The organism is Frankia sp. QA3, from assembly GCF_000262465.1.
Taxonomy (GTDB): Bacteria; Actinomycetota; Actinomycetes; order Frankiales; family Frankiaceae; genus Frankia.
On the sequence record NZ_CM001489.1, the window covers coordinates 6346316 to 6359559 of the forward strand.

General features: G+C 73.0%; 12 protein-coding genes. 6 read left to right on the forward strand and 6 right to left on the reverse strand.

Annotated features, from left to right (window positions below; translation table 11 throughout):
- Positions 1–277: 277 nt before the first annotated feature.
- Positions 278–1243 carry a 4-hydroxy-3-methylbut-2-enyl diphosphate reductase gene (locus tag FRAQA3DRAFT_RS26000; RefSeq protein ID WP_009742031.1) on the reverse strand — a complete coding sequence of 322 codons (966 nt, stop codon included), beginning with the start codon at positions 1241–1243 and terminating at the stop codon, positions 278–280.
- A gap of 142 nt (positions 1244–1385) precedes the next feature.
- Here FRAQA3DRAFT_RS26000 and xseA point away from each other — a divergent pair, with 142 nt between their 5' ends.
- Entirely contained in the window at positions 1386–2600 is a 1215-nt protein-coding gene (gene xseA / locus FRAQA3DRAFT_RS26005; RefSeq protein WP_009742032.1) for an exodeoxyribonuclease VII large subunit, read from the forward strand.
- Positions 2601–2727: 127 nt separating this feature from the next.
- On the opposite strand, the gene FRAQA3DRAFT_RS38975 is transcribed toward xseA, so the two are convergent.
- The gene (locus tag FRAQA3DRAFT_RS38975; protein ID WP_009742033.1) at positions 2728–3069 is read right to left on the reverse strand and encodes an exodeoxyribonuclease VII small subunit; all 342 of its coding nucleotides are present in this window, start codon (positions 3067–3069) and stop codon (positions 2728–2730) included.
- Between the two features lie 350 nt (positions 3070–3419).
- Between FRAQA3DRAFT_RS38975 and FRAQA3DRAFT_RS26015 the strand changes: the two genes are divergently transcribed.
- The gene (locus FRAQA3DRAFT_RS26015) at positions 3420–3761 is read left to right on the forward strand and encodes a hypothetical protein (protein WP_009742034.1); all 342 of its coding nucleotides are present in this window, start codon (positions 3420–3422) and stop codon (positions 3759–3761) included.
- Positions 3762–4080: 319 nt separating this feature from the next.
- On the opposite strand, the gene FRAQA3DRAFT_RS26020 is transcribed toward FRAQA3DRAFT_RS26015, so the two are convergent.
- Entirely contained in the window at positions 4081–4629 is a 549-nt protein-coding gene (locus tag FRAQA3DRAFT_RS26020) for a DUF4245 domain-containing protein (RefSeq protein WP_035921538.1), read from the reverse strand.
- A gap of 408 nt (positions 4630–5037) precedes the next feature.
- Here FRAQA3DRAFT_RS26020 and glpX point away from each other — a divergent pair, with 408 nt between their 5' ends.
- Together glpX and FRAQA3DRAFT_RS26030 are read left to right on the forward strand one after the other, a co-directional pair.
- Positions 5038–6093 carry a class II fructose-bisphosphatase gene (gene glpX, locus FRAQA3DRAFT_RS26025; RefSeq protein WP_009742036.1) on the forward strand — a complete coding sequence of 352 codons (1056 nt, stop codon included), beginning with the start codon at positions 5038–5040 and terminating at the stop codon, positions 6091–6093.
- 23 nt (positions 6094–6116) lie between these two features.
- Positions 6117–6833, forward strand: a complete 717-nt coding sequence (locus tag FRAQA3DRAFT_RS26030) for a sterol desaturase family protein (protein WP_009742037.1) — start codon at positions 6117–6119, stop codon at positions 6831–6833.
- Here the strand turns inward: FRAQA3DRAFT_RS26030 and FRAQA3DRAFT_RS26035 are convergent.
- The 3 genes from FRAQA3DRAFT_RS26035 to FRAQA3DRAFT_RS26045 form a co-directional block, all read right to left on the reverse strand.
- Positions 6830–7843 carry a polysaccharide deacetylase family protein gene (locus tag FRAQA3DRAFT_RS26035; protein WP_009742038.1) on the reverse strand — a complete coding sequence of 338 codons (1014 nt, stop codon included), beginning with the start codon at positions 7841–7843 and terminating at the stop codon, positions 6830–6832. The genes FRAQA3DRAFT_RS26030 and FRAQA3DRAFT_RS26035 overlap by 4 nt on opposite strands.
- 1101 nt (positions 7844–8944) lie before the next feature.
- Positions 8945–9571 carry a DUF6542 domain-containing protein gene (locus FRAQA3DRAFT_RS26040; protein ID WP_009742039.1) on the reverse strand — a complete coding sequence of 209 codons (627 nt, stop codon included), beginning with the start codon at positions 9569–9571 and terminating at the stop codon, positions 8945–8947.
- The gene (locus tag FRAQA3DRAFT_RS26045; RefSeq protein ID WP_009742040.1) at positions 9571–11100 is read right to left on the reverse strand and encodes a DNA recombination protein RmuC; all 1530 of its coding nucleotides are present in this window, start codon (positions 11098–11100) and stop codon (positions 9571–9573) included. Before FRAQA3DRAFT_RS26045 ends, FRAQA3DRAFT_RS26040 begins: the two co-directional genes overlap by 1 nt.
- A gap of 130 nt (positions 11101–11230) precedes the next feature.
- Here FRAQA3DRAFT_RS26045 and ychF point away from each other — a divergent pair, with 130 nt between their 5' ends.
- Both ychF and FRAQA3DRAFT_RS26055 read left to right on the forward strand, forming a co-directional pair.
- Positions 11231–12307, forward strand: a complete 1077-nt coding sequence (gene ychF, locus FRAQA3DRAFT_RS26050) for a redox-regulated ATPase YchF (RefSeq protein WP_009742041.1) — start codon at positions 11231–11233, stop codon at positions 12305–12307.
- A 118-nt stretch (positions 12308–12425) separates the two neighbouring features.
- A complete protein-coding gene (locus FRAQA3DRAFT_RS26055; RefSeq protein ID WP_009742042.1) occupies positions 12426–12977 on the forward strand; it encodes a DUF4240 domain-containing protein in 552 nt (183 codons plus the stop codon).
- The last annotated feature ends 267 nt before the right edge of the window (positions 12978–13244 follow it).

Consider the following 13244-nt stretch of genomic DNA (forward strand, 5'->3'; position numbering starts at 1 on the left):
GGCGCCGTGCGGGTCTCGGTCAGCTCGCCTTCGGCGAGCTTTCCTGGGGACGGTGGCCGAGGTGGTCGTCCGCGTCCATGGCGCTGCCTGGTCTTGGGCGCCGTGCGGGTCTCGGTCAGCTCGCCTTCGGCGAGCTTTCCTGGGGACGGTGGCCGAGGTGGTCGTCCGCGTCGGGGTCCGTGCGAGTTTCAGCAATGAGAGACGCCCACTACCCTGCCGCGTGGCGTCGGTGCCACGGGGCGGGGCAGTGGGCGTCGTTGCTGGGCGGCGCGGTGGGTCAGGAAGCGGCGGTCTCGCGCTCGCGGGCGCGGATGTCGCGGCGCAGCTCGGGCGGGAGGGCGAACAGGAGGTGCTCGTCGGCGGAGGTGACCTCCTCGACGTCGTTGAAGCCTCGCTCGGCGAGCCAGGCCATGACGCCGGTGACGAGCTCCTCGGGGACCGAGGCACCGCTGGTCACGCCGACGGTCTCGACGCCTTCGAGCCAGCTCGCGTCGACTTCGGTGGAGTCGTCGACGAGGTGGGCGGCGGGGGCGCCGGCGTCGAGCGCGACCTCGACGAGGCGCACCGAGTTCGAGGAGTTCGGCGAGCCGACGACGATGACGAGGTCGACGGCGCTGGAGATTTCCTTGACGGCCACCTGACGGTTCTGCGTCGCGTAGCAGATGTCGTCGCTCGGCGGACCCTGCAGGTGCGGGAAGCGCTCACGCAGGGCCTTGACGGTCGTCTGCGTCTCGTCGACGGAGAGGGTGGTCTGGGAGAGGAAGGCGACGTGCTCCGGGTCGCGCACCTTCACCTTGGCCGCATCCTCGGGACCGTCCACCAGGTGAATGCGGTCAGGCGCCTGGCCAGTGGTGCCGACGACCTCCTCGTGGCCCTCATGGCCGATGAGCAGGATGTCGTAATCCTCGCGGGCAAACCGACGCGCCTCGGAATGCACCTTGCTGACGAGCGGACAGGTTGCGTCAATGGTGCGCAGTTGACGCGAGGAGGCCTCCTCGTGCACGGTCGGCGCGACCCCGTGCGCTGAGAAGACCACGGTGGCGCCCTGTGGTACCTCGTCGGTCTCGTCAACGAAGATCGCGCCCTTGGCCTCCAGCGTCCGTACGACGTGGAGGTTGTGCACGATCTGCTTGCGTACGTAGACCGGCGATCCGTAGAGCTCCAGCGCCTTCTCCACGGTCACGACAGCTCGATCGACACCGGCGCAGTAGCCGCGCGGCTTGGCAAGAAGGACCCGGCCCATGCTGGGCAGTCTACGCGGTGAGGGGCCTGCTGGAAGAGCCGCGGGCGATGCATCACCTGTTGGCGACATCGCCCGGTCCGGCTCCCGCCACGGGCGCGCGGACTGTTCCAGCCCTGTCGGACGGGCCGGCTACGGTGCCCGAATGGCCCTGACCTCGACTCCCGAACAGCCCTTGCCGGTTCGCACGGTCTCGCGCGCCCTCGGCGACTGGGTCCACCGGCTCGGCCGGGTGTGGGTTGAGGGACAGGTCACGCAGCTTGTTCGCCGGCCCGGAATGGGCACTGTTTTCCTCACCCTCAGGGACCCCGTCGCCGACGTGTCGCTGCGGGTCACCTGTCCGCGAGCGGTCTGTGACGCCGTCGGCCCCGCGCTCGTGGACGGCGCGCGGGTCGTCGTGTGGGGCAAGCCGTCCTTCCACCCCGGCCGCGGCACCCTCGCCCTCGCGGTGGTGGAGATCCGCCCGCTCGGCGCCGGCGCCCTGCTGGCCCGGCTGGAGCAGCTCAAGGCCACGCTGGCCGCGGAGGGCCTGTTCGCGGCGTCCCGCAAGCGGCGCCCGCCGTTCCTGCCGGCGGCCGTCGGGTTGATCACCGGGCGGGCCAGCGCCGCGGAGCGTGACGTCGTCGAGAACGCGCGGCGACGCTGGCCGGCGGTGCGGATCGTGCTGCGGGAGGTGGCCGTCCAAGGCCCCCTGGCGGTGTCCCAGGTCATCGACGCGCTGCGCGAGCTCGACGGCAGGACCGAGGTCGAGGTGATCGTCATCGCCCGCGGCGGCGGGTCGCTGGAGGACCTGCTGCCCTTCTCCGACGAGGCGCTGCTGCGCGCCGTGGTGGCCGCGCGCACCCCGGTCGTGTCGGCGATCGGACACGAGCAGGACGCGCCGCTGCTCGACTTCGTCGCCGACGTGCGCGCCTCGACCCCGACGGACGCCGCCAAGCGGGTGGTGCCCGACGTCGGCGAGCAGACGGTCGCGGTCGCCCAGCTGCGGGCCCGCGCGCGCCGAGTCGTCGAGCACCGGCTCGACCGGGAGGAGCGCCGGCTCGCGGACATGCGGGGCCGCCCGGTCCTCGCGGCGCCCGCCCGCGACCTCGCCCGGCGCGCGGACGACGTCGCCGCCCTGCTGGCCCGCTCCCGGCGCTGCGTGCACCACGCGCTGGACGTGACGGCGCGCGATCTGGTCGCCACCCGCGCCCGGGTGCGGGCACTGTCCCCGGCAGCGACCCTCGACCGCGGGTATGCCGTCGTGCAGCGCGCGGCGGACGGCGCGGTCGTGCGCGACCCCGCGGAGGTCGGAAAGGGCGAGCTGCTCGCCATCCGGGTGGCGGGCGGTTCGCTCGGGGCCGCGGTCACCGAGGACTGAACCGCCTCCGCCCGGCGGACGGTCCGCTACCCGGCGGGACGACGTTCGGCCCGCGGACGCACCCGGCAGAGGTGTCCGGCGGGACGACGTTCGGCCCGGCGGCCGGTGCGGGCGGCCGGTGCGGGCGTCAGGCGGGGCGGGTGGAGTCGGCGGCGGCGAGCCGGGCGCGAGCGCCGTCGAGCAGGGCCTGGCAGGTTCGGGCCAGCTCCTCGCCGCGCTCCCACAGCGCCAGCGACTGCTCCAGCGTCACCCCGCCCGCCTCGAGCTGGCGGACGACCTCCTCCAGCTCGGCGCGGGCGGTCTCGTAGCTGACCGTCGGCCCTGCCGGCGGGCCGCCGCCGGACCGCTTGCCGCCCGCGGCCGGCGGGCCGGGGAGGGCCGGCGGTTCCGGTGCGTTCGGGCTCGGTCGCGCGGCCCGCCCGTTGCCGGGAGAGTCGCCGAACGTCGTGGATCCAGGACTTTCAGACATCGCCACCTCCGCGCCCCCGCTCACCCAATTTCCGGCCAATGCGCTGCCATGGCCCGATCGTGACGCCTCGTGCCCGCGCGCGACTCAGGCGCAATTCAACGCGGCGTGTCACAAGTATTCCCGACCGGATCCGGCGCCGCGCCGGGCGCCACGCGGAGCCGGAAATGCCGCACTCCGTCAGCACGACGTGATATCAATCAGGCGACAATCGTCGCCGAAGCGGGTTGGCTTGGCGGAGATCCATAGTACAAGGTCGCTGCAGGACGTTCCAGATTGGTGGTGGTCCGCGAATGCGCGGGCCCCACTCGGCTGACCGCCCGTCCGCTTCGGGCGGTCCGGAGGTACACCACATGCCCGGCGCACGTCCGTCGCTCCGACGCCCGGCCGTCGGTGGTCGCTCCCGGGAGCGGGTTCCCCCCGCCTCCCCGGGAGGTCCTGTCCTGCTGCGGCACGACCTCGCCGGCACGGCGTCTCGCGGTGCCAGCCCCACAGATCAGGGCGGCCGGGGTGGCCGGGTCAACCGGCGCACCCCGGCCGGCGGGCCGCTGCTGCGGCGCGCGGCCGGTCTCATCCTCGGTCTGGCGGTGCTCATCCCGGCGGCCACCGCCTGGGATGGCTCGCACGGATCCCACGGCGGCCATCCCGCGCCGCCCGGGCGGCCTCCCGTCGCCGCCGGCGCCAGCCAGCACTGAGGTAGCCGAGGTCCGGCCGCCGCCGCGGCGATCATTTCGGCGGTGCTGGCTACCCGGGCCCACGGGTCCGGGTAGCCAGCACCGTGGAGCGGGTCCCGCCTGGCGCCGACTTCGGGTCATTTGGCGCCAATTTCGGGCATTTCGCCCCGGACTATGGGCCTTTCGGTACGGAATTCGGGACGCGCTTCCCGCGTTTGGCGATTTAGGCGCTTTCGGTTATTTTGTCGCGCGCCGGCAGGGGCCGTCGGTCGGGATCCTCGGAGTCCGCATCGCTCTCGGCGTTGCGCTCGGTCTCCCGCGCGGACGGTCCCGCGGGTCGTCAGGTGCCGCTGGGCTGGACCGGTTGGACCGGCTGGAGCGACTCGGCGAGGGCGACCAGATCCGCCTGGGCCGCGCCGCCCTTCCCGCCGCCGTCGTCGATGACCACCGTGACGCCCTCGTCGGTCCGGCTGATCGCGAGATGGCCGTCGTCGTCCGGGCGCTGCTCCCAGGGGACCCCGTTGACGTTCACCGTTGCGCGCGCCGGCCGGTTGCCGAGCAGCTTCTGCACCGCGTTCGGCGCGTTGCTCTCCCGCAGCCGGGCGTACGTGCGGTGGTCGGGCCGGTCGACGACGTATCCGATCGTCGCCTCGGCGATGTCACCGCCGTCGGAGCTGCCGGTGGGGCCGGTCAGCCGCAGCGAGGTCGACTTCCAGTACCCGGGCAGCCCGGCGGGAGCGAGCGGGGTGTAGGGCGTCTGCCGGGCGAAGGCCGCCATCGGCTCGGCCGTCGCGACGACCTTGACCGCCGTCTCGTCGCTGCCGCGCGGCATCCCGAAGATGACGAAGACCAAGACGCCCGCCGTGACCACGGCGAGGGAGAGGATCATGTCCCTGATCGTTTCCTGGCCGCGTCGCTGTCGTTGTGCCACGCCCCCATCTTCCAGGTCTCGGCGGCTCGATGACGGGCCGGGACCGGTTCGGGCGGCCCCTTACGGCACCGGTGTGGTCGGGATCTCGCCCACAGTGGGTGCCGCGGACGGGGCGGAACGTCGTCGGGCGGCCGTCACGCCCCCTCCGCGTGACGGCCGCCCGATCGAAGCGTTTGACGCGTGCATGCACCGGAAGGTTGCGCGCAAGTTTTCGACTTCTCGCCTGTCAGGCGCACGACAGTCCGGGTGCGTCGATTTGCCTGACGATGATCGATGCTCCGGGCTACGTTGGCAGGGGTGTACCTAGCCCGTCACCCGGCCGCGTATCTCGGGCGCCTGCGGGGTAGCCGAACTAGGCTCACGGCCGTGCCTTCCGCTCCCGATGCCTTCGCCGCCAGGTCCTCCGACTCCTCGGCTGTGCCCGACACGCTGGCCGTGCAGGGGCAGGCCCCGGACCGCAACCTCGCCCTCGAACTCGTCCGCGTGACCGAGGCCGCGGCGCTCGCCGCGGCGCGCTGGGTCGGCCGCGGCGACAAGAACGGCGCCGACGGGGCCGCCGTCGACGCGATGCGCCGGCTCGTCGGCACCGTGTCGATGCGCGGCGTCGTCGTCATCGGCGAGGGGGAGAAGGACGAGGCCCCGATGCTGTTCAACGGGGAGCAGGTCGGCTCGGGTGAGGGTCCGGAGTGCGACGTCGCCGTCGACCCCGTCGACGGCACCACCCTCACCTCCAAGGGCATGAACAACGCCGTGTCCGTCATGGCGGTCAGCGAGCGCGGCTCGATGTACGACGCGAGCGCCTGCTTCTACATGGAGAAGCTGGTCACCGGGCCGGAGGCGGCCGGCGTCGTCGACATCACCGCCTCCGTCGAGGACAACATCCGGGCCGTGGCGAAGGCGAAGGCGATCCACCCGCGCGACGTCACCGTGGTCGTCCTGGACCGCCCGCGGCACGCCGAGCTCGTCGAGCAGATCCGCGCCGCCGGCGCTCGGGTGAAGCTCATCTCCGACGGTGACGTCGCCGGCGCCGTGATGGCCGCGTCCGCCGACACCGGCGTCGACCTGCTCCTCGGCGTCGGCGGCACGCCGGAGGGGATCATCACCGCCTGCGCGGTGACCTGTCTCGGTGGGGTGATCCAGGGCCGGCTGTGGCCGAAGGACGAGGCCGAGCGGAACAAGGTCGTCGCGCTTGGGCACGACCCGGACCGGGTGCTGTCCACGCGGGACCTGGTGGCCAGCGACAACGTCTTCTTCGTCGCGACCGGGATCACAGATGGTGAGCTGCTGGCAGGGGTACGGTACCGCCCAGGCGGTGCCAACACGTCGTCGCTGGTGATGCGGTCCCGCTCGGGCACGATCCGCCGGGTCGACAGCCAGCACCAGCTCACCAAGCTGCAGGCGTACTCCACCGTTCCGTTCTGATCTCACTGCGGGGAGGCGATCGCGTGGCGCGGCTGTCTCCCGCGGCGTTGTTCGTCCGGCTCGACCGGCCTGGGCCGCATGGCAGCGCGGCGGAGGTCCGCACGCTGGCGGCGGCCGCGCGCCGGTTCCTCGCCCATCCCCGCCCGCCCGTCCTGCTCGGCTGTGTGGGGACGCTCGCCGCCGTGCGCGCGGCCCGCGGGCCGTGGCGGGCGCGGGACACCCGCGTGGCCGTCGCCGCCGCCGTCGCCCAGCCATTCGTCGAATGGGGCGTGCACCGCCTGCTGCTGCACGCCCGCCCGGCCAGCCGGCTGGGCGCCGTCGGCTACCAGCTCGCCGGGTACGGCCACGAGCAGCACCACCGTGACCCGACCGACCTCGACACGATGTTCCTGCGCCCCCGCGAGGTCATCACCGGGACGGCCGTGGCGGCCCTGCCGGCGCTGCTCGGACCGCCCTCGGCGGCGACTGCGGCGCTGTGCGCGGGCGTCGGCGTGCTCGCCTACGACTGGACGCACTTCCTCATTCACACCCGGGTCCCGCCGCGGACGGCGTACTACCGGCGGCTGTGGCGCGGCCACCGGCTGCACCACTACCGCAACGAGCGCTACTGGCTCGGCGTGACCAGCCCCCTCGGGGATCTGGCCCTGCGCACGGACCCGCCGCGGGACGCCGTGGAGCTCTCCCCGACTGCCCGCGGCCTCGCCGCCACCGGTCCCACCGCCTCCGCGGCCCGCGATTAGACGAGCAAGTCCGGTGGCCCGGTCGGCGTCGTGAGCGCAGTGCTGGGCTGCGCCGTGGGCGGAACCGGCCTCGACGACGTTTCGCCCTCCCGCGTCGTTGCCGACGGGACCGCCTGGGCCTCGGCACCGACACCGGCCGTGGCGGCGTCGGCGGTGCTCCTCCCACCCCCTGGCCCGCCGGGGCCCGGGCCCGCGGCGGGGCCGGGTGGCCGGGGCTCGGAGCGTCCGAGGCGGGGGCGGAACGGGCCGGATGAGCGGGCCACGCGGCGAAACCGGAAGGCACGGTCCCGCGGCAGCACCGGATGCGGCTCCGACCGGCCGACCCCCTCCAGCCAGGCGAGCAGCCGGCTGTCCGGCGTCGTCGCGTCGACCGTCAGACGGGCCAGGGCGAAGCGGTCGTCGGTGGGATGGGACAGCTCGTCGCGCACCGCGCAGGCCGAGCTGTACCCGGCGGAGATCACCAACTGGCGGACGGACAGGTCGTAGCCGCCGCCGGGGTAGGCGAACGTGCGCGGCTCGTCCCCGATCGCGACGGCGAGGCGGCGCCGGGACAGGGTCAGCTCCGCGATCACGTCCATGCGGGCCAGCTCGTTGAGCGGTCGACCGGTGTGTCCGGACCCGCCGATCTCGATTCCCAGACCGCGGATGCGATGTAGGTCAGCCCGATTGAAATAGCCCGGATCGCCGACGCGTGAACTGGTCACGAACACCGTTGCCGTCAGCCCCCACTCGGCCAGGCGGCGCAGCGCGTTCATTGTTACCGCGCCGCCGTCGTCAAAGGTGATGACGACCGGATTCTTCGGGACGGAGGCGACGCCGAGGGAGGCGACGTACCCGGACACCGTCATCGGGTGGCGGCCGGACGCGGCGATCAGGCGGCAGTGCCGCGCGAAGGTCGGGAACGGCATGGGCCGGCGCGGTGCGCCCCGGGTGGTGTGGGGGTCGAGCGAGCGGTAGCGCAGGACCGGGATCATCTGCCCGCGCCGGGCTGTCCGTAGACCGAGCGTCATCGCGGTCCGAGCACGGCGCCGCGCGCGTCCCGCTCGCCGAGCGGTTCGGGCGGAGCGAACGACAAGCGGGCCTCCCTGCGAACGCCGCGGGCATGGACCGCGGCATCGGGTAATTGCGCGGAAGTGCGTCCGAGGAGTGAGTCCGTGATGCGGCATGGAATGTAGCACGAGTGGCCCCAATAGCCGGCGAACCCGGAACGCGAGTACCTTGCCGGCCGGCTGTCAGCGTTCGTCATCATTGTGCTGATTAAGAAAACAGAACTTTTCCGCGAGGTGTCGTCGCGCAATCAGTGGATCGCCGGGGGCGCGGATGTGGTGCGGGAGTTGCGACTGGGGCATCCGGTGACCGCCTGGCGCGGCCCGCGCCAGGCCTGGTGCGGGCCGCCAGCGGGCCAGAGGCTGGTCGGCGTGGCCGCCACGCGATGGGTTCGGACTACCGCGCCCGGTTGCGGACTCCTGCGCTGTGGGTCCCGACTGCCGCGCTGTGATTCTGGGCTTGGGCGGCGGCGTTTCGGGCTTGCGCGACGGGGTTCGGGCCGCCGTGCCGCGGTTCGGGTTTCCGTGTCGCGGGCCCGGGCTGTCGGGGTGGCGCGGCCCGCCGGTTTCCGCCCGGGATGTCTCCTGACGCCGGATGGGGACTCCGGGAAGGTCAGGACGTGGGGTCGCCGCCGGAGCGGCGAGGCCGGATCCGGGTGAAGGCCCGGCAGTCGCAGCGCGCGCAGTCATGGCCCTTGCGATAGTGCCGGTGCAGGTCGCGGCTATGGCCGCAGCGGCACCGATCCCACCACGAAGAGATCGCTCCCATGGAGCCTCCCTTCGTCAACGTTACCGTCCTGTGACACTACCTGTACACGATCAGGCGCTGTGGTCCGTGGTGGCCGCGGCGCCGGGACCAGCACCCCAGCCGTTGGTCGACGCCGTTGGTCGAAGCCGCTTGTGGACGCCGCTTGTGGCTGCCGCTTGTGGCTGCTGGCGGGACGCCGCCGGGGACCCGGCAGAGGGCCGGTGCGCGGCCGCTGGGGAGCTCTTCGGCGGGCAGTCCGCGCGAACTCGCCGGGCGTGTTCTCGTGACGCTGGCAGCCTTTGCGGATGCCGGGGTGGCTAGTGGCCGGGACGCCGGCGGCGCTCGGCGCCCGACTGCGCGAGGGAGCGCTGCCGCTCCCGCCGGGCGATCTGCGCGCGCCGGCCACGGAAAACCGCGATGAGGGCGACCAGCAGGAAGGCCGCCAGCAGGATCGGCGCGTGCAGGATCATCTCCGAGCCGATGTCGATCGCCTTGTTCCGCAGCCCGGAACTGCCATCGCCGGTGGAGGGATCAAGATAGCCGACGCCGATCGTGACGAGCGCGTACACCAGCGGCGGCATGATCACGACACCGATCAGGTCGTCGGTGTGGACCCGTACCGCGACGAGCACGCAGGCGCCGATGAACAGCGTGCCGAACGCGTACTTCAGCGAGCCGAAGGCGACGGAGTCGACGAGGGCGCCGACGCCGCCGATAACCAGCACGATGATCCCGGTGCCGAGCGCGGTGAGGCCCCGCCTGCTCCCGGTGAACAGCGTGGGCGGCGGTGCACTCGTCCGGCCACGCGAGCCGCGGACATACGGGTCGTCGAACCTGTCGGCGCGCGCGGATCTGCCCGGCGGCCCGGCTGACTGCCGATGTGGCGGCACACTCACGAACGCAAGGTACCGCCCGGGGATTTCGAATGCGTCAGGACGATGCATCAGACCGCGGCATCGGCCCCCGTGTCGGAACCTTCGGTGGTCGAACCACTGCTTTGCGTCGTCCAGTCATTGTCTTTCTGGTTGTTTGACCCCGATGTCCTCGCATCCACTTCCGGCCAGGTCCGATATCCGACATCCCCCGGCCCGCCGGGCGCCGTCGCCGCGGCCGGCTCGGGCCGGGCCAGTAGTTCGGCCGCGGACAGCGGGCGCACGCCGGTCTGCACGGGCGTAGGGCTCGGCAGCGCCGCCTCGACGACCTCCATCGCCGCGAGCCGGCGGGCGGGGGTGAGCACCCGGCTCTCCAGCGAGCCGACGGTCGCGTTGAAGTCCCCGACCGCCCGGCCCAGCGAGCGGCCGAGCCGGTCGACGTGCTCGCCGAGCGTGCCCAGGCGTGTGTAGAGATCCCGGCCGAGCTCGAAGATCTCCCGGGTCCGTGCGGTCAACGCCTCCTGGGTCCAGGCATGCGCGATGGTCCGCAGCATCGCGATCAGCGTGGTCGGGGTGGCGATGATGACCTTCCTTGCGGCGGCGTGCTCGAGCAGGCCCGGGTCGTGGTCGAGCGCCGGGGCGAGGAACGCCTCGGCGGGCACGAACAGCACCACGAACTCCGGCGAGGACGGCAGCCGCCGCCAGTACGACTTGGCGCCGAGCCCGTCGACGTGGGCGCGCAGGTGCCGGGCGTGGGCGGCCATCCGACCGGCGCGGTAGGCCTCGTCGGTGCTCTCGGCGGCGTCGAGGAAGGCGGCCAGCGGGACCTTCGCGTCGACGACGACGTTGCGCCCGCCGGCGAGGTGGACCACCATGTCGGGCCGCAGCGGGCCGTCGTCGCCCTGGACGGTCATCTGCTCGGTGAAGTCGCAGCGGTTGAGCATGCCGGCCACCTCGGCGACCCGGCGTAGCTGCATCTCCCCCCACGCCCCGCGGGCCTGCGGGCGGCGCAGGACCGTGACCAGCGCCGCCGTCTGGGACCGCAGGCTCTCCGACGCCTCGCGGGCGAAGCGCACCTGCTCGACGAGCGCCGCATACGCCTCCGTGCGGGCCGTCTCCAGCTCGTTCAGGCGGCTCTCCATCCGCCCCAGGGCGTCGCGCAGCGGGGTGACGATGCCCTCCACCGCCGCGCGGCGGGCGTCGAGATCGCCGCGGGCGCGGGCGCCGGCCTCGTCCAACCGGGCGGTGGCCAGCTCCACGAGCTGGCGGCTCGCCCCCTCCAGCGCCTGCGCGGACAGCGCCCGGAAGCTCTCGGCGAGCCGCTCCTGGCTCTGCTCGACCAGGGCGACCCGCTCGGCGGCGGCGCGGCGCTCGTACTCCAGCGCCGTGCGCAGGCCGGAGACGTCCGACTCGGCGAGCTGGGCGCGCTCGGCGCTCGCCGCGGCGGCCGCGCGGGCGGAGTCCCGCTCGCGCTGGGCCGTCGCATGCGCGGCCGCGAGCGCCGCATAGCGCGGATCGGCCAGCCGGCGGGCGGCGAACAGGCCGCCCACGGCCCCGACAGCCAGCCCGAGGAGAGTCAGCAACGCGCTGGTGGTGTCCACAGCGCGAAGGCAATCACGACCCTCCGACAGTTTCGCGGCAAGTCGGTCGGCGGCGTGGCGCCCCGGCCGACCCGGTCCGGGTCCCGGGCGCGGCGGGCCGCTCCGGCGCCGGCCCGTAGACTGATCCGCCATGGGCTTGTCGATCGGTATCGTCGGGCTGCCCAACGTCGGCAAGTCCACGTTGTTCAACGCCCTGACACACAACGAGGTGCTCGCCGCGAACTACCCGTTCGCGACGATCGAGCCGAACGTCGGCGTCGTCGGCGTCCCCGACCCGCGGCTCGACGAGCTGGCGAAGCTGTACGACAGCGCCCGCGTGGTGCCGGCGACGGTCAGCTTCGTCGACATCGCCGGCCTCGTCCGCGGCGCGTCGGAGGGCCAGGGCCTCGGTAACCGCTTCCTCGCGAACATCCGCGAGTCCGACGCGGTCTGCCAGGTCGTCCGGGTGTTCTCCGACCCCGACGTCGTGCACGTCGAGGGCAAGGTCGACCCGGCTGACGACATCGAGACGATCAACACCGAGCTGATCCTCGCCGACCTGCAGACCCTCGACGCCCGGCTGCCCAAGCTGGAGAAGGAGGCCCGCGCGGACAAGGCGAAGCAGCCGCTGCTCGCCGCGGTGAAGGCCGCCCGCGAGGTCCTCGACGCCGGCCGCACCATCTCCTCCGAGCCGAAGATCGACCGCGACGCGCTGCGCGAGCTGTTCCTGCTCACCGCCAAGCCGTTCCTGTACGTGTTCAACGTCGACGAGGACGTCCTCGCCGACCCCGGCCGGCACAAGGAGCTCGTCGAGTCGGTCGCGCCCGCGGACGCGATCGTGCTGTGCGCCAAGGTCGAGGCCGAGCTCGCCGAGCTGGACGACGCCGACGCCGCCGAGCTGCTGGCCTCCCTCGGCCAGGGGGAGAGCGGCCTGGCCCAGCTCGCCCGGATCGGCTTCCACACCCTCGGCCTGCAGACCTTCCTCACCGCCGGGCCGAAGGAATCGCGCGCCTGGACGATCAGGGCCGGCGCGACCGCCCCCGAGGCCGCCGGCGCCATCCACACCGACTTCCAGCGCGGCTTCATCAAGGCCGAGATCGTCTCCTTCGGCGCGCTCATCGCCGCCGGTTCGATGGTCGCCGCCCGCGCCGCCGGCAAGGTCCGCATGGAGGGCAAGGACTACGTCATGGCCGACGGCGACGTCGTCGAGTTCCGCTTCAACGTCTGACCGGTCGGTCCTTCTGCAGGTCGACGGCCGACCCCCCTGAGTCAACCTCCTCCCGACGCTGACCGCGGGGACTGCGGCGGCGTGAGCCTGCGTCGACCCTCATCGCTACGATCCGTCGGTGACCGATACCACCGGCAATGTCGGGAGGCGGCCGACCAGGGCCGATGAGGCCCGGTTCTGGGCGCTTGTCGAGTCGGCCTGGGAAAGCCTGGGCGCCGAGCCGGCGGCACTGCGCCGGGCCCTAGTCGAGCGGACGCCCGGATCCGGCGACACGGACCTGTGCACCGTGGGCGACTGGCTTGATCCGTTCCTTGATCCGTTCCTTGACAACCTTCGCGACCTCTGCGCGCAGGCGTCAAGCCAGGACCTGGCCGACCTCGACCGGGTGGTCGAACGAAAGCTCTACGAGATCGACCGGTCCGACATCCACGAGGCGACCGACGGCTCGGACGACGGGTTCCTGTACTGCCGGGGCTTCATCGTCGCCCTCGGCCGCGAGTTCTACGAGGCCGTGAGCGCCGACCCCGCCGCGGCGATACTCGACGCCGAGTGCGAACGGATGTGCTATTTCTTCGCCCACCTGCACCGGGAGCGGTTCGGAGGCTGGCCGGACACCGGTTCGGGCATCTCCAGGGAATCCGCCAGCAACGCGGCCGGCTGGCGGGACTAGACCGGGCTGGCCGGGACGGGCAGGGCACCGCTGTCCCCAAGCCGGTGAACGAAGGCGGACGAGGGCGGAGTCCGCGTACGCCGCGAGGCCGGCCGGACGCCGCGGGTGGGCGATCCGCGCTTCGTGCCCGGTCTGCCCTTCGTGTCCGGTCTGCCCTTCGTGCTGCGTCCGTGCTCCGGGGTTGGCACGGGCGGCTCAACATGGCCGGCCCGGACGGGCGGTGAGACGGGCGATCCGTGCGCAGCGCCCGCTCCCGCGGGGTACAAA